The sequence below is a fragment of the Dyadobacter sp. HNCC25DJ183 genome (assembly GCF_056895175.1).
In genome coordinates, this window is record NZ_JBXHAP010000001.1 from 665354 (window position 1) to 691483 (window position 26130).

Below are 26130 nucleotides of genomic sequence, written 5' to 3' on the forward strand. Positions count from 1 at the left end.
TGCTGATTCTATCAAACTGATTTTACTGAAATGCTTATTTATTCACCTGCGTGGGTTCAAACAGATCGGGCAGCGGGCTGGGGGCATTCGCATTGGAGTTGATCTCATTTTGTCCGTAAAAAAACCTCTCGGGCAGGCGGTTTCCGGCTGATGGTGTCAGCTTGATACCGATCCCTTCTTTCCTTGTGCGCCTCACATCATTGAAACCGATCAGCCGCACATAAAAAGTGACATACCTTTCTTCCAGGATTTCTTCCAGAAGCGCCCGCGCTTTGTCCCATTGACCCGGATTGGCCATTCCTCCCGGAACGAAATCGGCCTCTGTGTAGGCCTGGTATTTCAATGCATACCGCGAGCGGTAAGTAGGGTCGATATACCCGCCCGAATTCATGAAGCTGCGGAAGCTGTTCAGGTGTCCCAATGCCGCATTGAAATCCGGTTTGCGGGCTGCCGCCTCAGCCAGGGTCAGCAGATTTTCCTCATAGGTAACCATCGGCGAAGACGCATTCATCGCGATTGCCCCATTCAAAGAGTCGCCACGTGCCACGGAAAGATAATTGGGCTCAATTTCCCCCGTAATTCCTTTGGTACCCAGGTTGATATAGTAAAAGTTGAACCGCGCCGTTTCATCCGTTTTGGCATTACCCCGGTAGGTTTTCGAAGCAGGATCCAGAATGGTCGTCAGGTAGGCATTTCGCGCACTAACATCGCCCGCCCGTTCTTCCACATTGTGCAGATAATACCGGTTGCGCGTGCCCGCGGTGGCCGTGTGCGGACTGAGCAATGAGCCTGCCGGAGCAGCAATTCCTTTCAACGCTTCACTGTAAGCTTTGTCGTATTCACGCGTTTCCAGGTACATTCTCGCTTTCAGCGTATGCGCCACGCCCAGCCATTTGGCCGCGTCCCCATCGAAAAAAATGTCCGATTTGCTTCTCACAGCACCTTTCCCCGATTCGAGCGCCGCAATGCCCTCGTCCAGCAGCAATTGTACGCCCGCGTAAACGCTTGTCTGCGGGTCAAATACAGGATTGGGAAACCGTTGCGGGTCGCCGAACTGCGAGAACGGAACATCCCCGTAAAGTGCCGCCGCAGAACTCATCGCGTAAGCCTGAATTACCCTCGAAATGCCGATACCCCGCTGATTTTCCGCTGCCGCATATTTTTCGATCGCTTTTTCCAGCTGGATGTAGGTTTGGTTATAAATGTAAGTCCAGGCATCGTCCGTTTCCACCGCCGTGTACTGGTAATTCTGGTAGTTCAAATACTGCCGTTGAATACCCGTCATATATCCCGACCACATATTGGCAATGATCGCAATGCGCGACCCGTTGAAGTTGACCGAAGCCACCTGTGCGCCCGTCAGCATCATATCCGCCGGCGCGTCGGTCACATTATTCGGGTCTACGTTCATGTCCTTTACAAAATTCGAACAGGACGTGGCGTAAACAAAAACAGTAGTTATGACAAACTGAAATAGTCTTTTCATGAGATAACTAATTAATAGTTAATGAGTAAAGAGAACAAATAAGATTGGGTACCGGGGTTATCAAAGTAATCCAGCCCGCGTCCCAGCGACACCTGCGTGTGATTAGAGTCCGGATCAATTCCACGTACGCCGGTCCACAGGAAGAGGTTACGGCCTGATAATCTGAACTCCACGGATTGCAGCTTCGTTGCTTTTCTGAAAGTGGCAGACTGTAATGTGTAGCCCAGCGAAAGCTCGCGCAACCGTGTCCAGCTTCCGTTTACCACAAATTGTTCTTTCAATCCACTGAAACCGCCGCCCAATGTGGTGTAATACGATTCGTCCAACAGCACTTCGCCGGCGCCGAGGTCTGCAATATTTCCTCTGACCGTGGTTCCGGCGGGTACTACTGTCCCTTTAAAGTTTTTGAGATCTCTGGTCAACGTCACCTCTTTGCCCACATCCTCGTGGGTACCATGCGAATACATCACGCCTCGCGTCCCTTCGAAAAAGTCCCCGCCCTGAAAGGTTTCAAACAGCAGGCCGAGCGAGAAGGATTTGTAAGAAAGGTTCGCCCCGAAACCGCCTCTCCAATCCGGATTAGGATCACCGATTTTGGCATTGGCCGCATTCACCGTCGGAAAACCATTGGCATCGAAAATCTTATTGCCCTGATCATCGCGGGCATAATGTCCGCCCATGAATACGCCCACAGGTTGTCCTTCCAACGCATTGATCGTCATGTACCCGCTGATCCCACCGACCTGAACTGCCGTGGCACCGGCCAGGTCGGTGACAAGACTGCGGTTTCGGTTGAGGTTAAAATTGAGCGAAAGTGTCAGGTCTTTTTTTCTGAAAATGTCATAGTTCAGGTCGAAGTCGATACCCTTGTTCTGCATTGTTCCGGCATTCTGGTAAGCGCTGGAAAAACCAGTGGAATTGGGCACCGGCACAGACAGCAGCAGGTCGGTCGTTTTGTTTTTGTAGTAGGTGATCTCCGTTCTCAGCCTGTTTCCCAGGAACCGGAGGTCGGCGCCTACTTCATATTCTGTTTTTCGTTCGGGCCGGAGCTGGTCATTCCCGAAGTTGGCACTTTGCAGGTACGATCCGTTTCCATAGAGCGAGTTACCGGGCACAAACAGCGTTCTGGTACGGTAAGGCGCTGGCTGCGAGCCCACTACTCCATACGAAGCGCGGAGCTTTCCGAAAGACAGCCAGTTGGCTCTTTCAAGAAATTTCAGCTTCGTAAACTGCCACGCCACATCGCCGGAAGGATAATAGAAAGTGTTGTCAGAAGCTTCGCCGAAAGTGGACGCTGCCTCGCCGGCGAATGATAAGTTGAAGAACAATGCTTCGTAAACCGACAGCCCGAGTACCGAATATGCCCGCGCACTTCGAATGTAGGTCTTGCCGTTGTTCGGATTTTTGTTGACCGTCAATGCATTCGAGAAATTCCAGGGACCGTCCGCGATCAGGAAATCAGACATTTCCCCGCCCAGATCAGCGTATTTTCGGTCGTTCAGGTTAAAACCTGCAATCAGGTTTGCCGAGAAATTGGTGTTGAAATTGTGGCTGTACCTTCCGATCAGATCATAGTTCAGCTGGTTTTCCAGAATATTCACTTCACCATACCTTCCATTCAAATTCACCGCATCAGCCTGCGCGGAATTAACCGGGAAATAGGTTTGGCGCACGTCCGAAGAATTGTCAATCCCGATCCGATTGATGATATCCAGACCTTTGAACGGCGTGATCGTGAGCTCCGCGCTACCAATGAAACGATTGACAGAGTTCGGATTTTTCTGCTCGATCATCGTCCATAATGGATTGTTATACACCGGATTGGAGCTATTACCCAGATAATTGCGGTACGAACGCTGGCGGTTTACGATCGGTGCTGCATTAGGGCCGCTGTAATAGTTGCCCTTGTAGTCGGTAATGTCAAAATCGGGCGTCATCCGGTAATATCCCAGCAGCATACCCGCTGTATTATTCGATCGTTGCACACGCTCAGAGCGGATCATCGCATAAGAAGCATGCGTCGAAAGCTTGATGATTTCGCTCAGCTTGCTTTCGATATTCAACCTGATCGTGCTGCGTCTGTAATCGCTGTTTTCGCGAAAAACGCCTTTCTGGTACACATCGCTCAGACTGAACAGGTAATTGGAGTTCGCGCCGCCTCCGCTCAGGCTCAAACTGTTATCAAATGCATATCCATTTCTGAAAATGGCGTCGAACTGTTTGTCGGCAAAAACTTCCTGCGAATTTTTCCTGATAATTGGGTAATACTTTTGTCCGGTCTGGTAACCTTCAAAGAACTCGCCGGATTGGTTCACTTCATCCGCACCGCCTGCTCTTGAAGCGATTTTATCGCCCCAAGCATTCCCCGAAGCCGGATTGAATTTTCCCTGATCGCCCTGACCATAAGCCGTTTGGCGCTGGTGAAAGCGGTTGATCTCATCCATTGAATAGCTCGATTTGAATGAAATCTTCATTTTATCATTATAAGAACCGTTTTTGGTGGTAATCACAATCACGCCATTCGCTGCCCGCGAGCCCCAGAGCGCAGCTGCCGACGCGCCTTTTAAAACCTGGATGGACGCAATGTCATCGGGATTAATGTCATTCACACGCGACTGCTGCACTACGCCGCGAATGTTGGTTCCCCCATGAACGGAGCTGTTTATAGGTACACCGTCGACAATGTAAAGCGGCTGCGACGAGCCCGACAATGTGCTTGCCCCGCGGATCTGCACGAACGAACCGCCGCCCGGATCGCTGCCGGAAGACCTTCCGATAAACACGCCGGACGCTTTTCCGGCCATTTTGTTAAGCAAACTGGTTTCGCCGGAAGCGGCAATGCTCTTATCCGTGATTTTTGAACTGGTAGAACCCAGCTTGTCCGCCGACTCTTTAAAACCCAGCGCGGTAACCACCACTGCATCCAGCATTTTGACGTCCGATTCGAGCACGATATTGAAGGTAGTTTGCGCGCTTACGGCAATTTCCTTGTTGACATAACCCACATAGGATAATATCAGCGTCGCATTTTCATCCGGCACGTCTATCTCAAAGGCACCGTCGGTGTTGGTCAATGTCCCGCGCTGCGAGCCTTTCAGCATTACGCTCACGCCCGGGAGTGCCTCCCCCGCTGCATCGCGGACAATGCCCCTGATTTTCCGGTCTGCGCCGGGCGAGACCGCATTCGACGTTTCGGCCTGGTCTCCGGCTTCTTTTGTCGGAGGTAGCGCTTTTTGCAGGATAATCTGTTTGCCTTGCACCTTGTACCGGATGCCTGATCTCAGCAGCAGCTCATCCAGCACATCGGACAGCGGTTGCTGGCGGACGGCCAGGGTTACCTTCTGGTCAGGCGCGATCAGCGTGGCATTGTAGGTAAAATGCACATCGGTCATTTTTTCGATCTGGCGAAGCACATGACGCAATCCTTCGTTTTCGGCCTGAATGGTAATTTTCTGGTTCAATGCATTTTGGGCATCGGCGGGCCGGGCGAGGCTTACGCCGGTAAACAGAAAAACCAACAAAAACTGGTGTATTGATATTTTCATAATTGTACGTGCCAGCCAAAGCGCTTGTCTTTGTTTTTTCATAATTTTGATCGTTTTGTCGAAATCTTGATTAGGGTTGAAGGCAAAATAATCCCGTTCATCTTCTTTGAAGATTTGCATGCTTACAGGTGTACAATGGTTACGGGACCGGGTTGGTGGTGGCTCAAACACCGCCAGCCCTTTTTTGTGGGATCTGGTAAGAGGTTTAGTTCATAGGCAATTTTTGGTTTAGCTTCTAGCTTTTGTTGCTGGCTACTAGTTGTTGTGTTGTTGTTATTGCCTTGTCACCCTGAGCGGACCGGGCCGCCGGGCGGTCGAAGGGTAACGTGCTGCATGTTCCCTTCGACCGCAGCGGCGGCCGCTCCGCTCAGGGTGACAAAAAGCGGACAGCCGACAGCCGAAAGCGGATAGCCCCCTACTCCCTGCACCCACTACCGGAGATGACGATTGCCCCACCCGCTGGCTCGTAACTGGCTTCGATGGCCTGGCAAATGCTGTTTACACGTTCTATCAGCGTTTCTCCACGGAATGATGTGATGATTTTACAGTCTGCAAAAACACGTTCGTCGAAGCTGATCTGAATACCGTAAATGCTTTCCAGCTCTTTAAAAACCTGCGTTACCGGCGTATCGACAAATACCTGCGCCTGCGAATCGGTATTTTGCGTGATGACTTTCAAGTCCGTCAACTGTGTTTTTTCCAATGCATCAAGCGCTTTGTCGAATACGACCTGCTCGTGCCTGGTGAGCATTACGCCGGGAATTTCGTGTTTTTCGGAAGGTTTGGGAAGGATAAATTCGCCGGCTTTGTGAACGGATACTTTTCCGCTTTTCACACTAACCTTCACATCCTTGTTTTGAGGAAAGGCTGTGACGCGGAATTGCGTGCCCCAAACGCGCGTCACCGTTTCGCCGGCGTATACCAGAAATGGCTTGCCGTCGTGAGTCACTTCGAAAAATGCGTCGCCAACTAAGGTCACTTTCCGACTTTCGCCCCTGAATGTTTCCGGGAATTGCAGCTTGCTTCCGGGGAAAAGCGTTACAATGCTGCTGTCGCTCAAAATGAGCGTCTGGCTGTGCTTTGTGGTATTTTCTCTGGCAATTAATTGGGTTGTAATGTCAGAAATCTGTGCGGTTTCATCTGTTGAAAAGCCGCCTTTCGGATTGTGACGCCACGTCCACAGCATAAAACCCAGACCAATGATCAGCACCGCCGCGACCCGCCACCAGTAATGAAACAGGAAGGATTTTGTGGTATCGGTCGCTCCGTCTACTTCACCCAACTTACCGAGCAACTGAGCTACGCGACGCTTTACTTCGGCTTCCGGAAGTTTTGTGTGAAATTGACTTTCCAGCGCGATCACCAGCAAACGCGCTTTTTCAAAACGCTCCCTCTGGCCTTCTCCGGCCAAAATCCACGTTTGCCAGAATGCATCCGACTCGCTATCCGGCTGCAAAACCGAATGCCGGAAGTAGGCGTCGCGGGCTAAATCTTCAATCGTATAAGTGTTGTAATCGGGCATGAATGCAATGCATTTGACTTAGGAATCACCTTATAGTCCGTTTTGATGCATTACATACCCAGGGTAGTTCAATTATTTTTTCAAATAATGATATAAATGCCCCAAATACGCTGATTTGCGGGTTTTAATGGGAAGAAAAAAGAAGAAGTACGGACAAAAACAAAACCACAGCCCAGCCTTCCTTGATCTTTTTCAGTGTACGGTGAAGCAAATTGGCCACGCTTTGGCGCGAAAGACCCATTATATGAGCGATTTCGTCGAATTCCAGACTTTGGTAAAAGCGAAGGTATACAATCTCCTGCTGGCGGGTGGTAAGTCCTTTCAAAACCGCATTCAGCTGCTTGGCCTGCGCCGCTTCTTCCTCGTTCAAAACCAGCATCGATTCTATGGAAATGTCGGAACCCGTGGCGAAAGGCACATCTTTGGGTTCCTTGAAGCGTTTCAGGCGGATGCTCTCTTTGAAGATCTTATTTCGCAGCGCGCGGAGCAGGTAGGTTTTTACAAAGTTGGTTTGTGAGAGAAACGTGCGTCGCTCCCATAGTTCGAGGAAAAGCTCCTGAATGCAGTCGGAAACAAAATCTTCGTCAGAATTCAGATTGAACCCGTAGTTGTACAACAACGGATAATAATGCAGCGCAAGCTTCCCGAATGCTTCCCTGTTGCCCGCCCGAAACCGGTCCCACAACAACTCATGCGAAACCTGTTCAGATATGTCGATAGTACCATTCAAGCGCCTGTCCGATTATAGGATTATTCTACACCGTCACATTCTCAACCATTTCCAGTTTGGTTTTCACCAGCTCGGTGATCTTGCAGGTTGCTTTTGGGAATACCTTGCGCAGGTCGATGTCCTGGTTATTGGTCAGTTCCGTTTTGAGCGAAGCCATGAATATATTCTTGATCTCGGTAGCCAGGTTAACCTTGCAAATTCCGTTGGAAATCGCCTGCTGTACCTGATTGTGCGGCACGCCGGAGCTGCCGTGCAAAACGAGGGTAGCGGCCGTTTTTTCTGCGATCCGGCGCAGCAGGTCAATGTCGAGTTTGGGCTCCTGTTTGTAAAAACCGTGGGCGGTACCGATTGCGACTGCCAATGCATCCACACCCGTTTCCTCTACAAAAGCCGCCGCTTCATCAGGCTGGGTAAATCCGCTGCCGTCATGCGACTGGCCCAGCTTGGCCACATAACCCAGCTCCGCTTCTACGTGCACACCATAACTTTTCGCCCGCTGAACAACCTCTTTGGTAAGCTTTACATTTTCTTCAAAAGGCAGCTCACTCCCATCGATCATTACCGAATCAAAACCTGCATCCAGACAACGCTGCACCAGGTCTACCGACCCGCCATGATCCAGGTGGATCCAGCCTTCGACGCCGAACTCTTCCAGTCCGTTCCGTCCCAGACTGACCGCCGTTTTCAACCCCATATAGTCAATGGAGCTTTGGGTAAGTTGCAAGATGACAGGCTGTTTCAAATCCGCTGCTGCCTGTAACACGCCGTGAAGGGTTTCCAGATCATAATAATTGGTGGCCAGCAAGCCTTTTTTAAGCTTCGTAAGTTCCCTTAATTTTTCTTTCAGTCTCATATCAGGTTTAGTTCCAGCCCCCAAAAGGCTTGTATGTTTTCGCTCAGCTTTTGTCGGTCGCAGAATGCACCGGTGCCTCCCGCGGCGGTCGTGTTGACGGCGCCCATCAGATTTCCCTCCCGCAGACAGTCTTCCAGACTGCCGCCAGCCATATATTTCCTTATAAACCCCGCATTGAATGAATCGCCCGCGCCGATCGCGTCCACAAATTGCGTCCCCTCGAAAGCAGGTACGGCCACCTGCTCGTCGCCGCGGATACCCATACTCCCGTTCCGGCCCATTTTCAAAGCCAGCGTATTCAAATAGGGTTGGATCATTTCAATGGCGCTGCTGACCGAGCTGGCTCCTGTAAGTGCGAGCAGTTCGGCTTCATTGGGCATGAAAACGTCCACATAAGGAAGGCAGCGCGCATAGTCGAATGCCCATTGCTCGGCAGGGTCCCATTGCAGGTCGAGGGAGGTCGTCATCCCGGCTGCTTTGGCCTGGATCAGTACCTGCTCAATGTCCTGTTGGATACCCTGCTGCAAAAACACACTCGACAAGTGCAGATGCTGGTAAGCCGCGGCTTCATTAAATGGTATATCGTGGATGGTCAATGCATTCATTGCACCCGGAAAAGTCACATTGGCGCGGTCCTGCTCGTAGCTCATGACGAGTGTGCAGCCCGTTTTCTGGCCTTTTTGTGTTTTAATGTGCACGCAGTCAACCGATTTGCTCCGAAGTTCCCGCAGGACAAATTCCCCGAAATAATCATCACCCACAATCCCGCAAAAGGCAGTATCAACACCCAGCGCAGCACTGTTCGCTGCCATAATCGCCGAAGAGCTGCCGAGACAGATATTCATTTCTTCCGCAATCGTCTCCTTGCCTACCTTCGGAAAAGCATGGATTTCGTTCAATATGAGGTCGACGTTGAGTTCGCCTACGACCAGTAACTTCGCGTTTGACATGGTTTACTCCTGATAAATATTCACTCCCTGCACTACCCTGCTGATCGAGCCCGATGTGGACGGACTGTCGGGATTAAGTCCCGCATGCAGCGCGCTGTAATAGCCCATCAGCTGCCCCACGAGGGTGGCGGCGATCATTTGGTACTCGTTTTCGGGATCCATTTTCAATGTAATTGTATTGCTGTTCGGCAGTTCAAGTCCGCCCGCGCGTCCTATTTGCAGCGACCTGATAGACCTTGCATCTCTCGCGGTATCTTCCGCCAGGTCCCGCTCGTAGCGCAGGATGTGCGGGTTTCTTGAAAACAGGTATACCAATAGCGTATTTTCATTGACAAAAGCCCGCGGCCCGTGTCTGAAGCCCAGAAAGGAATCCGACATACATACCTGTTTTCCGTCGGTCAGTTCCAGCAATTTCAAATGGCACTCTCTGGCAATTCCCAGCATTTCACCCGAGCCCAGAAAAACTACCCTTTCAAAGCCCTTTTGTACCAGGCTTTCGAGTAAAAATTTATTTTCAAAAATCACTTTTCCCTGCGCAACTATGTGCTGCACTTTGGAATACGACCCTTCAATCGTAGCTACATTCGCCACCAGCAGCGCCGTAAGCAGCATGCAGGTAAAGCTGCTCGTCATCGCCAGACTTTTATCGTTGGTCGCTTCGGGCAATATGATACAGTAAGCTTTATCCGGGTTAGCGGCGCCCGTGTGAGCGAGCGCGCCGTCGCTGTTGCAGGTGATGATCAGATGGTATACTTCATCACAGCATTGATCCGCCAGCTTCACGGTCTCCACACTTTCCGGACTGTTTCCCGAGCGGGCAAATGAAATGAGCAGCGTGGGCACCGATCGTATAAATGTAGCTTGCGGCTGTGTGACAATCTCGGTCGTTGGTACTGCCTGCACGGACTTCTGCCAGGCTTTTTGCAACGTTCCCTGTGCGGAATCGCCGATATAGCCAGAGGTACCTGCGCCGGTGAGCACAATGCGCAATTGTTCCTTTTCGAGAATCGGGTTCAGAAAACCCGCGATCGCTTCACTTTGCTGATGGACTAAATGGTATACTTCTTCCCACAGCGCAGGCTGTGACAGTATCTCTCTTCGCGTGTGTGCTTCCCCATGGCTTTCGGGCGCATGGATGCCACTGTTAATTTTTATCATTCCCGCAGTATCAGAGGATGGTGGTTTTGTAAAATTTTGAAGTATGCTAATATGACGATTCAAATTAAACATCATAAAACGAAAGTAAAAAATATTACTAAACCTTTCTTTTAATTTATTTAATCTTACCCCTATCTTGCAAGAAAAATAAAGGCGTATATTAAGCAAGCAACAACCGGTGACCGGCTTGCCATGCAGACAATCGCTTCCTGACCCACATTTATGATCCCTACTGAAAAGGCCTCGCCACAAGGACTTGTAATAGCAGACTTATGCAAAATCAGAAAGGCAGGCACACCATTATTGTCGCCCGATAACCGATATCTTGTTTATCACCTTGGATTAGCCGATTTCAATGCGGACAGCCGGTACGATGAAATCATTTTAATGCAGCTGGAAGGTAAAACCAAAACAACCGTCGCCCGCGGCACTGCCCACGCCTGGTCGCCTAACGGGACGGCATTATTATACGAAACCGAAGACGGAGCGCTGCATATATATGATGTAGCCAATGCAAACAGCCGCTTTCTGGTGCAGCGTTATGAGTCTTCGTATTTCATCAATCATCTTGCCTTAAATAATTGCCTCTGGTCGCCGGATGGGAAATACGTTGCTTATGTAAGTGCTGATGTTTCGGTGACAGAAACAGAAAAACCAGCTGTGCGCGTATTCGACGACTTGCTATATAAAAGCAAAGGCGGCCGCGGCAGACCGACCTATGCGGACCAGGCCGGAACGCACATTTACCTGATCCCGGCTACGGGCGGTGCGCCAGAGTTAATTACGTCTGGTTCTTACAACGAGCATTCCATCACCTGGTCACCTGACAGCCAGCACATTGCATTTGTCAGTAACAGAACCGAAAGACCTGATGATATCCAGCAGAGCGAAATCTGGATGGTTGATATCAATACAAAAGCAATTACGCAACTGACTGACAGCAAAGGCCTCGCTTACCAGCCAGCCTGGTCGCCCGATGGACATCATATTGCATTTCTGGCGATATCAGAAGCAATCGGCACCAACGATAGTCCCGCCGAAGACACGCACATTGCGCTGGTTTCGGCCAATGGCGGAACATCAAAATACATCAGCAAAAGCTTGGATCGACGCATCGAGCATATTCGCTGGCATCCTGCGGGACAGCATATTTACTTTACTGCCGGCGACAGGGGGGACACTTCTGTTTTTCGGGTTGATATTGAAAATGAAGAGATTGAGATTGTGCAGGGAGGAGCGGGTTGTGTTTCGGAGTTTTGTTTAGATGCGTCGGGTGAGGGTTTGGTGTTTGTGAAGTCGAGTTCAAATTGTCCGGCCGAGATTTTTATAGCTAGAAATCAAAATTTGGGTACTGAGCAGCATTATGGCAGAGGCCCTTCGACTGCGCTCAGGGTGACAAAACATATTGAACAAATTACTCAGGAGAATACAGCTTTGCTTGCGGTGAAAACGTTGCAACCGGCTGAATCATTCTGGTTTGAAAGTTTTGACGGTACTCAGGTTCAAGGTTGGCTTGTGCCGCCGGTTGATTTTGATCAAAAAATAAAGTACCCGCTCATTCTGGTGATCCACGGCGGTCCGCACAATATGTTTGGCCAGGATTTCGATGAGCGAATGCATTTGCTTTCACAGGCAGGTTATGCGGTGGTTTACATTAATCCCCGAGGCAGCCACGGTTATGGACAGCAGTTTTCTAATGGGACCCTGAATAAATGGGGAGGGGCTGATTATCAGGATTTAATGGCCGGTGTTGATTTTATTTTAGGTCAAAAAACCTGGCTGGACGATGAGAAATTGGGGGTTACTGGACAGAGTTATGGAGGTTATATGACCAACTGGATCATCACCCAAACTCCCCGTTTTAAAGCCGCGGTCGCCGATGGCGGACTGAGTAACCTGGTCAGTTTTGCGGGCACTTCGCTGTACCATTCTTTAATGGAAGCGGAATTTGGCGGCCGTGCTTATGATCGTTTTGACCTGCTCTGGCAATGGTCGCCGCTGCGGAATGTGGCCCAGGCGACTACGCCAACGCTGATTTTGCACGGCGAAACAGACAATGAAGTTCCATTTACACAGGCCGAAGAAATGTACATCGCACTCAAAAAACGCGGCGTGGAAACACAGCTAGTACAGTATACCAGCGAAGGTCACGGCTGGCGGCCCGACCTGCGGCCAAGCAACCGCGCCGACCTGAGTGCGCGGATGATTCAATGGTTTGACAAATATGTAAAAGCAAGTGTTAATGAGCAGCAAGACAAATAGTTGGTTAATTTATGTAATTATTCACGTCCTGTTCATCGGCGTATGGGGCGCGGTCATTGAGATTCCCGAAAAAGCTGGTTTTCCCGCCACGCTCGGCTATGTTATCTGGGCGCTGACGATGATTCCGGCTTCATTGGCGGCCTTAAAAATCAAAGGCTGGAAGCTGGATTTCAACAGAAAAGCCATGCTCTGGGGCGGCGCAGCGGGACTGCTCGGCGCGGGCGGCCAGCTGGTACTTTTCTTCGTGCTGCGCATTGCGCCGGCTTACCTGGTATTTCCGCTCCTTTCGCTCACGCCGGTGGTAACGATTTTAATGGCGGTTTTGCTTCTACACGAAAAAACGGGCAAACTAGGCTGGATTGGCGTGGCACTGGCACTGGTTTCCATTTTCATGCTTTCTTACCAACCTGCGGGCGCGACGCAGGTGAGCGGTTACACGTGGATGCTGCTGGTGGCGATCCCGCTTTTTGCCTGGGGCGCGCAGGGGTACATCATGCGCTTTGCGAATGAGATTATGTCCGCCGAAAGTCTGTATTTCTATATGATGGCGACTTCTGTGACGCTCATTCCCTTTGCGTTGTATCTCACCGATTTCAGTCAGCCGATCGAATGGAGCTTTAAAGGCCCGTACTTGTCGGCGATCATTCAGTCGCTGAATGCATTTGGCGCATTGTGCCTGGTGTATGCGTTCCGTTACGGCAAGGCAATAATTATTGCGCCAATTACAACCGCTCTTTCTCCGGTACTCACCGTTGCCTTGTCACTAGCTATATATCAAACAATCCCACACCCTGTCATTGTAGCAGGTATCGTTTTGGCTATTGTTTCAGCCTTATTTATGGGATACGAAGAAGTTTCAAATTGAAATGAAATAAAAAAGAAAGATTTCGAAAGTTTTGTTATTTTATTTATGCCGGACTAGTTATATTAGCATAATCAAAAACAATAACTACCTAAACCTTTAACTTCTTGACACGTTCATTACACCTCTGGCTGTATTTGATGTGCGCCGCCACTTCTTTTGCCCAGAAATCGCCCACCGAAGATAAGAATACCGTCTTCATCGAGTACCCTGATTTTCCTGAAGCGCATTCCACCTGGGGTTCGATCGGGTACAATGCCGCTTCCAATACCGTGCACATCGGAGTCACCAATCACGCCAATAACATTGGTCTGTACACGTTTGACGCTTCGCAAAAAACGATGAAACTCAACGGTTTCATCAAAGAAATGGCCAACCTGCGACCGTATCAATGGCAGGGAAAAATACATTCCAAGATCGTATCGGCTCCCGACGGTTCCATTTATTTCTCTACCGACGGCGGTGAGTCGCGGGAAGAGTACTTGATGGAGCATCCGCAAGGTTATGCCGGCGGTTTTTTCATGAAATGGGATGCCAAAGACGGTTTGAAAAACCTGGGAATCGGAATGCAATATGAAAGCATTAAAGATGTGGATATTGACCCGAAAACAGGAACATTGTACGGCATTACCTATCCTCAGGCGCATTTCCTGGTTTACAATCCGGAAAAAAATCAAATGCGCGACCTCGGTCGCCTGGCCAGCTCGCACGTGCCGCGTGTATTGTTCACCGATTGGTGGGGAAACTGCTATTATGTCGACTGGCGGCAGCGGCTGGTGAAGTATGAAAAGGATAGCGACAGTCTGGTTTTTGCCCGAGAAGCATTGCCCGCATTCCCCGGCACGCCCGGTTCCAAGATCATCACCGGCGTAACGGCCTATGCCAAAGATGAAGCAAAAGGCATTATTTACCTGGTTACCTACGGCGCAAAACTGATCGCGTTCCATCCTGAAAAACAAGGCATTGGCAAAGTGGAAGACCTTGGCGGTGTGATCGAAACAGGAAAGGCGCCCGCCTGGGGACCTTATGTTCCGAACCTGAACATTGGCCAAAATGGCAAGCTGTACTACATCATCGGCGGACACGGTAACTATGTTTTGAAAGACAAAACGGTGCTGGTGGAATTCGATCCGGCGACCAAAAAACCGACGATTCTGCGCGAGTACCCTACCACTTCCATGACCGAGGCCACGGGTTCGGATATCAGGGACAAAGACGGGAACCTGTATTTTGCAGCCCGTCGCCGCACAGGTGAAGGCGATTCCAGCCGGCCGTTTATGATCCAGTTCAATCCCGAAAAAGAAATCCGGAAATGAGAAATCTTATCCAAAACATACTCATACCCGCGCTGACGCTGGCCAGCTCAGCCCCGCTTTTTGCGCAATACGAATTCTTCACGCCCAAAGATGCATTTGCCATCGAAGTGTCGCTTCCTAATAGTAGCGAAAAGCGGCTGCCGATGTACCGGAATGCGATCACATCACTGCACGTACAGGGCGACAGGGTAATCGGTGGCACTACCGCAAAGGAAGGATTGTCGCCTTACCTCTTTGTCACCTCACTTTCCGGTCGCAAAATGCTGGCTATGAAAGATTTGCAAGAAACCATTCCCGGACAGAAAAGCATTCAGACAGGCTTTTGTAAAGGCGCGGGAAATGTGCTTTATGCAGGTACCTTGTCACATTCGACCAAAAACCAGAACGCTGGGCATTTATTGCAAATAAGTATCGGCACCGGCGACGTGATTGAAGTGAAAGACCTGGGCTCCCCCATTGCCGGAGAAGACATTTTCACATTGTTAAGCAATGCGCAAGGCACAGCGCTTTACGGCATCAGCTACCCGAGCGGAAAGTTTTTCACCTATGATATCGCTTCAAAAAAGACACAGGTTTTCGACGAAGTAGCACCTAAGGAAAAGGAGTTAAAAAACGCGCACGATTTTGCGGTCGGCCCGGAGGTTTATTTGTGCAAAGCACTGATTCAGGATAGTAAAGGACTGGTTTACGGCAGTGCCGCGGGAAACAGGATCTTCACTTTTGACCCTGCAAAAAAGAGCATTTCTTTCCTGGAAACGCCGCTGCCCGCCGTTTGGGGGCGCGAGGTTTTAGGTCAGGTGGAAGCCTGGGCTAAGGCTCCGAATGGAAAATTGTACGGCGGTAATGCCGGTGACGGTCAATTGTTTGTGCTGGATCCTGCCACTAAAAAGATCAAAAATCTGGGCAAACCGACGATGATGCCGCGTTTGCAGGCTTTGGCTTTTGGCGGTGATGGGAAATTGTACGGGTTAGCTGGCGGCGCGCCGGGCTACTCGCATTTGTTTTCTTACGATGAAAATGTTGGTTTTGTTGATCTTGGAAATCCCGAGTTTAAAATGGTAGAGCCGGGCATTGAGCAAGGCATTTTGTGGCGCGGCTTCCAGCTGAGCACGCTGGCTGCGTCGGCCGACGGCAAGTATATGGTGATCGGCGAGGATGAGGCATTAAGCCAGCTGATGATCTTTCCTACCACGAAATAGCGACCCCAAACCCCACTTCAAAATGTTAAGATTTACAACAAAAATGCTTTGCATGATTGCATTCTCCGCATTCAGCAGCATCAATAACACTTTCGGCGCAGACCCGTGGCAACTGCGCGCCCTACCCTCCTCCGTCAGGCTTGATCCCGTTTCAAATGAAATTATAGAACATCGGTTCAAAGGCGTGCCTTCCAGTGCATCAGCCAAAGGAAATTTGCTGGATAAGAACTGGATTTACGACGGGAAACAGGTTTCCCTGCATGCTGCGCGGGGTGAATATGTTTCTTTTCAGCTGGTTCTGACCAATGAAGCCGATGCCGAGCTGACCGGGATCAAATTGGAAATGGCGCCATTCAAAAATGGTAATGCAGAACTTGCCATTAAGCCTGAGCTCTTTTTGGAATGGTCTGTCAATGTGCAAAGTACGAGCACGGGTTACCTGAAAGCGAGCTTGGGAAAAGGCTGGTATCCTGACGCGCTGATCCCCTTTAAATTTATCCAAACCGACTCCGCCAAAGTGCGCGGGCGCTGGGTATATCCGTTCACATTGCCCGACTTTAACAACCGCATCCCCAACCAAAAATCACAGATCATCTGGGTCGACCAGTTTGTTCCCATTGACGCGCAGAAAGCAAAACCTGGCACCTATCAAAGCGTCATTTCGGTCACAATCGGCGGACAGACGAAGCAGATTCCGGTGAGCATGACGGTCTGGGATTTTGAGCTGCCGAATGAAAATGCGTTCAAGGCCAGTCTGCAACACGAAGGTTTCCTGAGCCGCATGGACCCAAAACAGGAACTGGCTGTGTACCAGCTTTTCAAGCGAAATAGAATCTCATTAATGGACCCGACTTACGATCCTGAGATCCAGGTGAAAAACGGAAAGGTCGAAATCCAGTGGGACAAGTTTGACAAACAACTCAAAAAATACCTGACCGGCGAAGCTTTCACGGCTGCACAGGGCTATGCTTACGGCCCCGGCTACGGCGAGCCGCTGGAAACTTTTGCACTTCCATTTGATGTGTACGGAAAACATGGTACTGCCGGCTGGCCGGATATCGGCAAACCCGAAGTGGAGCGCAATGCAGCCAATCAGGCTATTTATAGCAGCGCGATCAAACAGGTACGTCAGCATTTGCTGCCAATGGTGAATCCTAAAAAGACGCTGCTGACGGTGTATCTGAACGGTCTGGACGAATCGTACTTTCCCGAAGCCTGGTCGCGGATGGTGTTTTATGGTAATCTGTTCAAAAAGGAATATCCCGAGGCAAAATTCCGCGTGGACGGCGCTTATACCAAAGAAGCGATGGACGTGATCGGCAAATCGATCACCGACTGGGCGTCGCATACCATCAACTACAACATCGATACGGTAAAATCGTATCAGCAAATGGGCATCAAGGACTGGCTTTACGGTCCGATGCTCTACGAAGCGAAGCTCAACAGCTGGGTAGGAAGCTCGACATTCATTGACTTGCCGCTGGTTAACGACCGTGCGATCAGCTGGTCTTGCTGGAAATACAAAACCTTCTCGTGGATCAGCTGGGGCATCGGTGCGGGCTGGGAACGCGGCTGGTACGATCCCGAATCGTGGAAAGACTTTTATAAAGAAGCCTCTGAGGCCGACGCGGAATTTACCTACCGCGCATTCAATGGAAACGGCTCGGTGATTTACAAACCCGGCATGGTGCCCAATGTATCCGAACCTTGCCCGTCGATCCGTCTGAAAACAATGCGTGACGGTGTCCAGGAGTACGAATATCTCCGCCTGCTGGCCAAGCTCGATGGCGACACCAAACGTGCGGATGCGCTTGTGAATCAACTCATTAAAGAACCTTTCGGAGACAGATCCATTGGTAACCTCGATGTGTGGAGTTACGATCAGGAGCAATGGCATAAGGTCCGCATGGAGCTCGCAGGGCTTATTTTGAAAAGCAAAAAGTAATATCGCGACTATTTAAAATTTATCATCTGCGTGAGTGCCCTCTCCTCTTTTTCTCTGCCGTTGAATGCCAGAACAACCCGGTTTGTTCTGGCTTTACTGGCAACTTCGCCAGCGTTAATCGCGCAAAAAGCCAGTATCACCGAGCAGGTCCAGGCGATGAAAACATACCCGTTTTCTGATCCCAGCCCGCTGCCGGTGATGGGAATCGGCAAAAAAGTTGCGCCGTTTTATCCATATTATGTTTTCGACGGCTATACGGACAAAAGCACGACCAAAAACTGGAAAATCGTAGAACTGGAAAACCCGTACATCAAAGTGCAGGTGCTGCCGGAAGTGGGTGGGAAAGTCATGGGCGCGACTGAGAAATCGACGGGCGAGGAGTTTGTATACACCAATCACGTCATGAAATTCCGCGCGATCGGCATCCGTGGACCATGGACGAGCGGCGGCATTGAGCATAACTTCGGCCTCGACCTCGGTCACGCTCCCTGGGCAGCTGCGGCGGTGGATTATGTGATGCAAAACAATCCCGACGGCAGTGTAACCTGCGTCGTAGGCGGCCTGGACCTGGCTTCGCGAACGCAATGGCGCGTCAAAATCGTGCTCCCGAAAGACAAGGCATATTTCGAAACGCAAAGTCTTTGGTACAATCCCCTACCCCTGCACGATTCCTATCTTTCCTGGGAAAATGCGGCTTTCCGGGCTTCTGATGATATGCAGTTCTTTTTTCCGGGCACGCATCATGTGGGGCACGATGGCAATGCAAGTCCGTGGCCCGTGGATGAAAAAGGCGTGGATCTGTCTTTTTACAAAAACAATAATTCGGGCGGCGACAAATCTTATCACGTCGTCGGCACGCATACGGAATGGTTTGGCGGCTACTGGCACGACCGCAAATTTGGCTTTGGTCACTGGGCACCTTATTCGGATGCGCCAGGCAAGAAACTGTGGATCTGGTCGCGGGCGCGTGAAGGTGGCATCTGGGAAGATTTGCTGACGGATAAAGACGGGCAATACATTGAGGCACAGTCGGGTGTGACATTCAACCAGGCGGCGGAGCGAAGCGGGTTCCATAGTCCGTATAACCAGAAGTCACTGGGACCATTTTATTCTGAGACCAAAACAGAATACTGGTTCCCGGTCAAAGGCGCGGGCGGGATGGTGGATGCATCGCCTTATGGTACGCTGAATGTGACATCTGCTGGTGATAGTTTGAAAATCATTATCAACCCGATTTCTTTCATTCATGATACGCTAAAAGTGACGGTTAGCGGAAAAACGATTTTTCAAAATCCGCTGCACTTGAAACCGATGGAGGTGTTTGTGAAAACAATTCAGTTGTTGGGTATCGATCAAAAATCAGTTCGCGTAAGTGTTGGCAATGATCGGTTGGTGTATGCTGTTCAGCCCGAAAAGATTTTAGACCGACCTATTATTTCAGCCGAAAAACAGGATCCACATTCAGCGGAGCGCCTTTTTGAATTGGGTGAAGATGAAAACGCGATGCGCAATTTTCAAGGCGCACATCAGCGTTTCCTGGCCGTCTTGGAAAAAGAACCGACGCACAGCGGCGCGTTGGTTAGGCTGGCGGAGTACCATTATCGCAAAGGTGAATATGCGCAGGGTCTGGATTTTGCAAGAAGAGCTCTGGCTGAAAATACCTATCACGGCGGCGCGAACTATTTATATGGAGCACTTCATCGCAAGCTCGGCGACCTGACGAAAGCGGAAGAAGCATTGTCGGTTGCAACCTGGACAATGGAATATCGATCGGGCGCCTACGCGCAGCTGGCGGGTATTGCATTGCAAAAGCAGGATTATGAAAAAGCGGAGCACGATGCGAGGAAAGCACTGGATTACAACCGCAACAACCTGACTGCCTATCAGTTACTTGGAACTGCATTAAGAAAGCTGAACAAACCGGAGGAAGCTGCGCAGGTTTGGAAAGAACTGCTGGAAGTCGATCCGCTTAGCCACTACGCCCATTTTGAGCAATATCTGCTTGCGCCCAATAAAGAAAACCAGACCATTTTCCAGCAGGCGATCCGCAACGAGCTACCACATGAAACGTACCTGGAACTGGCGATGGATTATGTCAATCAGGGCCAGAATCAGGAAGCGAAACAGGTGCTCGCATTAGCACCCGCCTACCCTACTGTTTCTTACTGGCTAGCCTATTTAAATCGTGATTCCGCGCCTGCTGAAAGTAAAAAGCATTTGCAGGATGCCATTGCAATGTCGCCGGAGTTTGTATTTCCTTTTCGTTTGGAAACCATTCCCGTATTAATGTGGGCTGAAAAGCAGCTTCCTTCCTGGAAAAACCGCTATTATCTGGGTCTGATTTACTGGCATCTTGCGGATAAAGAAAACGCGAAGACGCACTTTGCAGCCTGCAAAAACGAACCCGACTTTGCACCTTTTTATATGGCGAGGGGAACACTTTTTCAAGGCGACGCTGCTTCCAAACAACAGGCGCAGCTTGATCTTGAAAAAGCAAACCAGCTCAATCCCAAGGAGTGGCGCACATGGCATTACCTAACCCAGCATTTCAATACTGGGGGCGAGAGCGTGCGGGAAAAAGCCTTAACCAACGCGCAGAAGGCGTACGAACGTTTTGCTGATAACCCGGTAATCGGAATTGATTATGCAAAATCGCTATTGAATGCAGGCAACTTTTCGGCAAGTTTGCGTGTGCTTGAAAAAGTGAAAGTACTACCGCAGGAAGGTGCGCGGGAGGGACATACATTATATGTAATTGCAAATCTGGCAAATGCGCTTACTTTGGTTGAAAATAAAAAGTACAAGGAAGCATTAAAATCACTTGAAAAGGCCCGCCTCTGGCCTGAAAACCTGGGCACCGGAAAACCCAACGAACCGGATACGCGGCTGATCGATTACCTGGCTGCCTATTGCGAAAAGCAACTTGGCCACGCGGAAAGAGCCCGCCAGTACGAGCAAAGAATTATTGACTATTCCCTTAATCCTGACAAAGCAGGCAACCGCAATGCATTCAGCAACTACCTTGGCGTGAAGCTGTTGAGGGATTCCGGCAAACCGGATCTGGCATCGAAATACCTGACTGAGTTTAAAGCAGAGCAGGATTCACTGCGCAAATGGGAAATTTTACCAGGCTCTGACGCGCCGGAAGTGAAATGGATTTTAGCCAAAACACAGGAAGATAAAATGCTTGCCGACAAGCTTAGACAAGATTTAACAGCAGACAAGAAACACAACCTCACTACCCTCTTTTTCAAAACGCTGGATCTGGCCGAAACGCGTAAAAAGGAGGAACAGTAATGCATGAATGCGATGATTTTATATAAAAACAAACATTACCGGACGCAGCTTCTTGCCTGCCTGTTTTGGGCGACAAGCCTGATCGCACACGCTCAGCAAACGCGGCCGAAAGGAATTATCGAAGACGCGAAGCATTATAGCGAGGTATTCAAAGAGGAGCGCAATTTTCGGCTGATTTTGCCGGCTGATTACCACCAGCATCCCGAGCATCGCTACCCGGTGATTTACTATTTTCATGGGAATGCGGGGCGGTTTAATGGTCCGGCGGAAGGTGAGGTTTCCCGCTCTGGTGAGGCACGCTACTATGATGATTTTAATGGAAACTACGCCCGCACCGGACCGGATTCGCTGGATAACTTTACGAGCTATGTAGCAGATAACGATGTGATTATTGCCAAATGGGACGGTTTTGTGCCCGCGCAATATCCGCGCCCTTACGACATTGCACCGGTGAAAGAAGACCGGCAGTTTGTGGACTACTTCCCGGAGTTTGTTAAATACATTGATACGCATTACCGCACGAAAGCTTCCCGGGAGGCGCGGGCAGTTTCGGGGCTGAGCATGGGTGGATTTATGTCGATGCTGGTGGCTTCCAAATATCCGCATTTGCTGTCGAGCGCTTCGTTTTTCTGTCCGTCGGCTTCGTTTACAGTCGGACCAAAGGCTTTGCAAATTTTTACGCCGTTTAAGGAAATGGGGCGCAACTTTGTGGGTTTGCCGATCAGAATGCATCTGGGCAGCAAGGATTTTTTACGGCAGCACGATCAGGAAATTGATGATGCTTACAAAACCTTGGAGCTGAACTACGAAAGCTGGCATTACGGGATCGGCTACTTTCGCGGCTTTCACAATGCAGTGAATATCAAAGGGCAGTTTGATTTTCACATGAAGTACTTCCGGATGCCGCTGGCAAAGCCTGAAAAGTGGCATCACATTGATCTTTATCCTAATTTTTCAGTCTGGAATTATGATGTGAAAACAGATCGGAAAATACCAGGATTCAGCATAATGGACGATGTGCGTAAAGAAGGATTTGGTTTACAAACCAAAAAATGGCTGCCCGACGGTCCGACGGTTTCTGGTTTGTCAGTGAAGATTGTTACCGATAGCATTTACACACCGAATACGCGCTACGAACTCATTCAGCTGGATGTTCCTACCCGTAAGATTTCTCGCACCAATGTGCGGAGCGATGCAAAAGGCCGTATTCAATGGCTGGGAACAGGAGAGCAAACAAATGTTGGTATTTATAAAAACGGCGATCCCGGCCACATTACAATGGCGACGTACACGCTCGACCGACAGATGCCTGCTGTTGGGGACATTATCCCGCTGTATCCGGTGCTATTCAATAAAGGCGGCGCGGCGGTGGATTCCATTCGGGTTGAGCTGATTGCACAGGATGAAGACGTGGAAGTGATCAGTCCGGCGATGACGATTGCAAAGCTGGCGCAAGGAGCTTTGCATGAAAAGACAGGTTTCAAAATACGCTCGCGGAATGCCACCTTAGACCGCGCGAAGCTGAAATTAGTATTGAATTATAACGGTAAAAAAGACCAGTTTTTGCTGGAAGTACCATTTTATTCATCCGAAAAAAGACTCACAAATTTCATCATTGCAGACGGGCGGAATGTGAATCTGGAAGTCGAAAAGCAAACGCGTGTCGGTGAAGGAAATGGGGACGGAATTGCTAATCCCGGCGAATGGATCAGCATTTTTACCAAATCTGACCTGGATTCGCTGCATGACTTTGGTCTCCGGCTTTATACCGAAGATCCTTATGTGGCCATGGAAAATCGCCGGATGTTGTTCTTGGCCCGGGCCGATTGGTCGGGTGCGGAGCGGCTGACTTCGCAGGTGCAGATTAAGCCCAATTGCCCGGACGGACATGAAATTACGTTTTACGGCATTTACGAATATCCCAAAACCGGCAACACGCGCCGGGACAGCCACGGGGCGCATTCGTTTATCTCGGAGACGAGGCGGGTTGCATTTAAGGTGAAAGTCAAAAGATAGTTCGATGGAAAATCAGCCAGCCGGTCCGAGCCGGATATCGATCTATGCCAGCGACGTGAACAATGTTTTGAGCCGCATTTTGCATACTTTCGGCAAAAGCCGGTTTGACGTGCATTACATTCAGATCTTCAAAACCGAAGATCCTGAATTGAAACTCATTATTGTGGAAGCCTCTTTCCCAAAAGAAATGATGACGCTGATTATCAGCCGCATTGAAAAGATTATCGAGGTGCACCGTGCTTTTGCGCATTTGGAGGAAGAACAGGAAACGAAGGCACTCTGATTACGTTCCGACCCGTTTTTGCACAACCATCTGACTGAATGTTGCTACATTTACGAATCAAAAGATTTTAATTCCATGAAAAAGACTGCGCAGCGCCGCTCGCTCATACTTCAAAAACTGGACGAGCTGGGCGAAGTGAATGTGAACGATTTGAGCGAGATGCTGGAAGTGAGCGAAGTGACGATTCGCAACGACCTCGACAAACTGGAAAATAGCAACCTGCTCGTGCGGGCGCACGGCGGGGCTTTTAAAACAAATAACATCGCGCTGACCGTCACCGAAAAACGTAAGATCAACCATGACACCAAGCGCCTGATCGGCCGCAAAGCCGTGTCGCTGATTAACGAAGGCGACAGCATTATCCTCGATTCGGGCACGACGACTTTTGAGATTTCGAACAATCTCGAAAAATTCAAAAGTCTGACTGTGATCAGCAACGCGCTGGACATCGTCAACAACCTGGCCCAATACGAAAACCTGCAAGTGTACATGCCAGGCGGCTATCTGAAAGAATTCTCGATGTCACTGGTTGGCCCCATGGCCGAGCGGAATTTTAAGCAATTGTATTGCAACAAACTCTTCCTGGGCATTGACGGCATGAAAGCCAATGCGGGCTTTTTCACGCACTATATGGAAGAGGCGCACTTGAACCAGATCATGATCGACATCGCGGAGGAGGTCATCATTGTTTCCGATTCATCAAAATTCAAGAAATCGGGGCTGGCATTTATTTGCGGTTTTGAAAAAATTCACAAAGTAGTGACGGATGATAAGATCGAAGAGGCGGATTTGAAGATGTTGAAGCAGCATAATATTGAGGTGATTGTGGCGGAGGGGTAGCCATATGTATGGGAGGAACTTGAAGTCAGGCTTAATGAGTTAAGAGTAGTGTAATTATCAGAATCAAACAACTATGACTTATAAAATCGTTTGTCCGGTAAAAAATAATCAGGTGATCCTTACTTTGCCGCCCAACTTTCGTGATAAAAAGGAAGTAACGGTATTTGTTGACGATCAGGTTGATATTAAATCTCAAAAGCTCGACGCAATGAAAATGGCCGCGAAAGATCCATTGTTTCTTGCAGACATTCGTGAGGTTCAGTCCGATTTTGACTCTATTGATGACGAGACATTATGAATGTAAGGAGATGGTCAATATATCGCGCGAATCTTGATCCGGTCATTGGTTCGGAGCAAGGTAAATCCAGGCCGGTTTTAGTGATAAGCGAAGATGCGATCAATAATCTTTTGAATATTGTAAACGTCATTCCGATTACCAGCAGAAAGCCTGGCAGAAGAATATATCCAAATGAAGTGCTGATTCCTTCTAATAACTTTGGCCTGAGTAATGAGTCTATTATTCTATGTCATCAAATTCGGACGTTGGATAAGCAAAGGCTTTCTTCGATATACGGAACAGTGTCGGACCCAGGAAAACAAGCTGAGATTTTGAATGCATTGTGTTTTCAGTTGGGTATTGAGCAAGGGTAAGTGGAGGATTGAATCTGAATGGGAGAGATATCTTACACGCGTGTTAGGAAATGAAAAAAGGCAATCAGTTTTGCACAGATTGCCAGAACACGCCCAAAAGCGAATTGTATCTCGCGGAAAAACTCAAAAAACAGTACTTCAATGAGCAACGAGACTCCAAATAAAAAGTTAACATCCTTTTCCGCACATTTGGATGACCAATATGGAAAACGGGGCACAGCCGAACGAGAGCAATACGAAGAGGAATTTGAAGCCTTCAAACTAGGCGCAATGATTCAGGAGCTACGCAAGAAACAAGGCCTGACACAAGAGCAACTCGCCGACAAATGCGGCACTACGAAAACGTACATTTCAAGAATCGAAAACAATGCGAGCGACATCAGACTTTCTACTTTGATGCGGATTGTGAGGGAGGGTTTGGGAGGGAATTTGAGGTTGAGCGTGACGGGGTGACACCAAGAACAAAATTAAAGAACAACACACTGTTTCCCAATTGGGAAATTTATGACTTTGATCTATCTTTGCATGAAAGCACACTTTGAAATTGAATTTTTGCCAGACGCTGTCAAATTCTTAGATAATCTTGATGAAAAGACAAGAGACAAGATTTATTACAACATCAGAAAATCTCAGTTTGTAAATGACAATGAGCTATTCAAGAAATTGAATGATTTTATTTGGGAATTTCGAACGCTATATAATGGCAAAGCTTATCGGCTTTTTTCTTTTTGGGATAAAACTGATGGTGACGAAATAATGGTTGTTGCAACTCACGGAATTTTAAAGAAGACTCAGAAGACGCCGGCAAAAGACATTGAAAAAGCTGATGAAATAAGGAGGCAATATTTGAATCACAAAGCAAAAGGGAAATGATCATGGATAAATTTAAGACAGTTTCGCTTGATCAAATGATTGATAAACACATTGGTGAGCGGGGAACAGAAAAAAGAGAAGCTTTTGAAAATGAGCTTAGAAATGATTTGCTAGGCCACGCCATTAAACAGGCAAGACAAGAGCGCAATTTGACTCAGGAACAATTAGGCGAACTTGTTGGTGTACAAAAGGCTCAAATTTCAAAGATCGAAAATAGCGTGAAGAATGCGAGGTTTGAAACTATTTTGAAAGTGTTTGACGCATTGGGAGCAACAGTTCATTTTAATGTGGAACTCAACAATAAAAAGCTGGCTTTCTGATAATTTTATTTAACTAGATACC

At 49.1% G+C, this 26130-nt stretch carries 21 protein-coding genes; 14 read left to right on the forward strand and 7 right to left on the reverse strand.

Translation table 11 applies throughout. The annotated features are described in order from the left end of the window. Positions 1-34 precede the first annotated feature (34 nt). The 7 genes from AC1XTG_RS02720 to AC1XTG_RS02750 form a co-directional block, all read right to left on the reverse strand. A complete protein-coding gene (locus AC1XTG_RS02720; RefSeq protein WP_082489252.1) occupies positions 35-1486 on the reverse strand; it encodes a SusD/RagB family nutrient-binding outer membrane lipoprotein in 1452 nt (483 codons plus the stop codon). 11 nt (positions 1487-1497) lie between these two features. Beyond that, entirely contained in the window at positions 1498-5073 is a 3576-nt protein-coding gene (locus tag AC1XTG_RS02725) for a SusC/RagA family TonB-linked outer membrane protein (protein ID WP_484840915.1), read from the reverse strand. A 373-nt stretch (positions 5074-5446) separates the two neighbouring features. Further along, the gene (locus tag AC1XTG_RS02730) at positions 5447-6553 is read right to left on the reverse strand and encodes a FecR family protein (protein ID WP_484840916.1); all 1107 of its coding nucleotides are present in this window, start codon (positions 6551-6553) and stop codon (positions 5447-5449) included. A 124-nt stretch (positions 6554-6677) separates the two neighbouring features. Next, positions 6678-7283 carry an RNA polymerase sigma factor gene (locus AC1XTG_RS02735; protein WP_484840917.1) on the reverse strand — a complete coding sequence of 202 codons (606 nt, stop codon included), beginning with the start codon at positions 7281-7283 and terminating at the stop codon, positions 6678-6680. A gap of 25 nt (positions 7284-7308) precedes the next feature. After that, positions 7309-8136 carry a class II fructose-bisphosphate aldolase gene (locus AC1XTG_RS02740; protein ID WP_056287268.1) on the reverse strand — a complete coding sequence of 276 codons (828 nt, stop codon included), beginning with the start codon at positions 8134-8136 and terminating at the stop codon, positions 7309-7311. Continuing rightward, the gene (locus AC1XTG_RS02745; RefSeq protein ID WP_484840918.1) at positions 8133-9086 is read right to left on the reverse strand and encodes a carbohydrate kinase family protein; all 954 of its coding nucleotides are present in this window, start codon (positions 9084-9086) and stop codon (positions 8133-8135) included. The genes AC1XTG_RS02740 and AC1XTG_RS02745 overlap by 4 nt, the downstream gene beginning before the upstream one ends. Positions 9087-9089: 3 nt before the next feature. Next, positions 9090-10244 (reverse strand): SIS domain-containing protein, encoded by a 1155-nt coding sequence (locus AC1XTG_RS02750; RefSeq protein WP_484840919.1) that lies wholly within the window; start codon positions 10242-10244, stop codon positions 9090-9092. 222 nt (positions 10245-10466) lie between these two features. Here AC1XTG_RS02750 and AC1XTG_RS02755 point away from each other — a divergent pair, with 222 nt between their 5' ends. The 14 genes from AC1XTG_RS02755 to AC1XTG_RS02820 all read left to right on the forward strand — a co-directional run bounded on the left by AC1XTG_RS02755 (position 10467) and on the right by AC1XTG_RS02820 (position 26108). Continuing rightward, positions 10467-12506, forward strand: a complete 2040-nt coding sequence (locus AC1XTG_RS02755; RefSeq protein ID WP_484840920.1) for a S9 family peptidase — start codon at positions 10467-10469, stop codon at positions 12504-12506. Continuing rightward, positions 12487-13371, forward strand: a complete 885-nt coding sequence (locus AC1XTG_RS02760) for an EamA family transporter (RefSeq protein ID WP_484840921.1) — start codon at positions 12487-12489, stop codon at positions 13369-13371. The genes AC1XTG_RS02755 and AC1XTG_RS02760 overlap by 20 nt, the downstream gene beginning before the upstream one ends. Before the next feature lie 104 nt (positions 13372-13475). After that, positions 13476-14684: a hypothetical protein gene (locus AC1XTG_RS02765; RefSeq protein WP_484840922.1), complete on the forward strand. Its 1209-nt coding sequence runs from the start codon at positions 13476-13478 to the stop codon at positions 14682-14684. After that, positions 14681-15883, forward strand: a complete 1203-nt coding sequence (locus AC1XTG_RS02770) for an NHL repeat-containing protein (RefSeq protein ID WP_484840923.1) — start codon at positions 14681-14683, stop codon at positions 15881-15883. Before AC1XTG_RS02765 ends, AC1XTG_RS02770 begins: the two co-directional genes overlap by 4 nt. Before the next feature lie 52 nt (positions 15884-15935). After that, on the forward strand, positions 15936-17828 hold the full coding sequence (locus AC1XTG_RS02775; RefSeq protein ID WP_484840924.1) for a hypothetical protein: 1893 nt from the start codon (positions 15936-15938) through the stop codon (positions 17826-17828). A 30-nt stretch (positions 17829-17858) separates the two neighbouring features. Further along, positions 17859-21125 carry a DUF5107 domain-containing protein gene (locus AC1XTG_RS02780; RefSeq protein WP_484840925.1) on the forward strand — a complete coding sequence of 1089 codons (3267 nt, stop codon included), beginning with the start codon at positions 17859-17861 and terminating at the stop codon, positions 21123-21125. Positions 21126-21137: 12 nt separating this feature from the next. Next, positions 21138-23141, forward strand: coding sequence for an alpha/beta hydrolase (locus tag AC1XTG_RS02785; RefSeq protein ID WP_484840926.1), 2004 nt, complete (start codon positions 21138-21140; stop codon positions 23139-23141). A gap of 4 nt (positions 23142-23145) precedes the next feature. Next, entirely contained in the window at positions 23146-23424 is a 279-nt protein-coding gene (locus tag AC1XTG_RS02790) for an ACT domain-containing protein (protein ID WP_056287243.1), read from the forward strand. A gap of 75 nt (positions 23425-23499) precedes the next feature. Beyond that, positions 23500-24264 (forward strand): transcriptional repressor AgaR, encoded by a 765-nt coding sequence (agaR, locus tag AC1XTG_RS02795; protein ID WP_056287241.1) that lies wholly within the window; start codon positions 23500-23502, stop codon positions 24262-24264. A gap of 73 nt (positions 24265-24337) precedes the next feature. Continuing rightward, entirely contained in the window at positions 24338-24562 is a 225-nt protein-coding gene (locus AC1XTG_RS02800) for a hypothetical protein (protein WP_484840927.1), read from the forward strand. Then, on the forward strand, positions 24559-24915 hold the full coding sequence (locus AC1XTG_RS02805; RefSeq protein WP_484840928.1) for a type II toxin-antitoxin system PemK/MazF family toxin: 357 nt from the start codon (positions 24559-24561) through the stop codon (positions 24913-24915). Before AC1XTG_RS02800 ends, AC1XTG_RS02805 begins: the two co-directional genes overlap by 4 nt. Before the next feature lie 141 nt (positions 24916-25056). Beyond that, positions 25057-25368: a helix-turn-helix domain-containing protein gene (locus tag AC1XTG_RS02810; protein ID WP_056287235.1), complete on the forward strand. Its 312-nt coding sequence runs from the start codon at positions 25057-25059 to the stop codon at positions 25366-25368. Between the two features lie 72 nt (positions 25369-25440). Beyond that, positions 25441-25788 carry a type II toxin-antitoxin system RelE/ParE family toxin gene (locus AC1XTG_RS02815; RefSeq protein WP_484840929.1) on the forward strand — a complete coding sequence of 116 codons (348 nt, stop codon included), beginning with the start codon at positions 25441-25443 and terminating at the stop codon, positions 25786-25788. Further along, positions 25785-26108 carry a helix-turn-helix domain-containing protein gene (locus AC1XTG_RS02820; RefSeq protein ID WP_484840930.1) on the forward strand — a complete coding sequence of 108 codons (324 nt, stop codon included), beginning with the start codon at positions 25785-25787 and terminating at the stop codon, positions 26106-26108. The genes AC1XTG_RS02815 and AC1XTG_RS02820 overlap by 4 nt, the downstream gene beginning before the upstream one ends. Positions 26109-26130: the final 22 nt, after the last annotated feature.

Coding starts and splice junctions, on each gene's coding strand:
- AC1XTG_RS02800 (WP_484840927.1), top strand. CDS start 24,338: ATGACTTATAAAATCGTTTGTCCGGTAAAAAATAATCAGGTGATCCTT.
- AC1XTG_RS02810 (WP_056287235.1), top strand. CDS start 25,057: ATGAGCAACGAGACTCCAAATAAAAAGTTAACATCCTTTTCCGCACAT.
- AC1XTG_RS02720 (WP_082489252.1), bottom strand. CDS start 1,486: ATGAAAAGACTATTTCAGTTTGTCATAACTACTGTTTTTGTTTACGCC.
- AC1XTG_RS02745 (WP_484840918.1), bottom strand. CDS start 9,086: ATGTCAAACGCGAAGTTACTGGTCGTAGGCGAACTCAACGTCGACCTC.
- AC1XTG_RS02790 (WP_056287243.1), top strand. CDS start 23,146: ATGGAAAATCAGCCAGCCGGTCCGAGCCGGATATCGATCTATGCCAGC.
- AC1XTG_RS02820 (WP_484840930.1), top strand. CDS start 25,785: ATGATCATGGATAAATTTAAGACAGTTTCGCTTGATCAAATGATTGAT.
- AC1XTG_RS02740 (WP_056287268.1), bottom strand. CDS start 8,136: ATGAGACTGAAAGAAAAATTAAGGGAACTTACGAAGCTTAAAAAAGGC.
- AC1XTG_RS02775 (WP_484840924.1), top strand. CDS start 15,936: ATGATTGCATTCTCCGCATTCAGCAGCATCAATAACACTTTCGGCGCA.
- agaR (WP_056287241.1), top strand. CDS start 23,500: ATGAAAAAGACTGCGCAGCGCCGCTCGCTCATACTTCAAAAACTGGAC.
- AC1XTG_RS02815 (WP_484840929.1), top strand. CDS start 25,441: ATGAAAGCACACTTTGAAATTGAATTTTTGCCAGACGCTGTCAAATTC.
- AC1XTG_RS02760 (WP_484840921.1), top strand. CDS start 12,487: ATGAGCAGCAAGACAAATAGTTGGTTAATTTATGTAATTATTCACGTC.
- AC1XTG_RS02725 (WP_484840915.1), bottom strand. CDS start 5,073: ATGAAAAAACAAAGACAAGCGCTTTGGCTGGCACGTACAATTATGAAA.
- AC1XTG_RS02785 (WP_484840926.1), top strand. CDS start 21,138: ATGATTTTATATAAAAACAAACATTACCGGACGCAGCTTCTTGCCTGC.
- AC1XTG_RS02755 (WP_484840920.1), top strand. CDS start 10,467: ATGATCCCTACTGAAAAGGCCTCGCCACAAGGACTTGTAATAGCAGAC.
- AC1XTG_RS02805 (WP_484840928.1), top strand. CDS start 24,559: ATGAATGTAAGGAGATGGTCAATATATCGCGCGAATCTTGATCCGGTC.
- AC1XTG_RS02770 (WP_484840923.1), top strand. CDS start 14,681: ATGAGAAATCTTATCCAAAACATACTCATACCCGCGCTGACGCTGGCC.
- AC1XTG_RS02750 (WP_484840919.1), bottom strand. CDS start 10,244: ATGATAAAAATTAACAGTGGCATCCATGCGCCCGAAAGCCATGGGGAA.
- AC1XTG_RS02730 (WP_484840916.1), bottom strand. CDS start 6,553: ATGCCCGATTACAACACTTATACGATTGAAGATTTAGCCCGCGACGCC.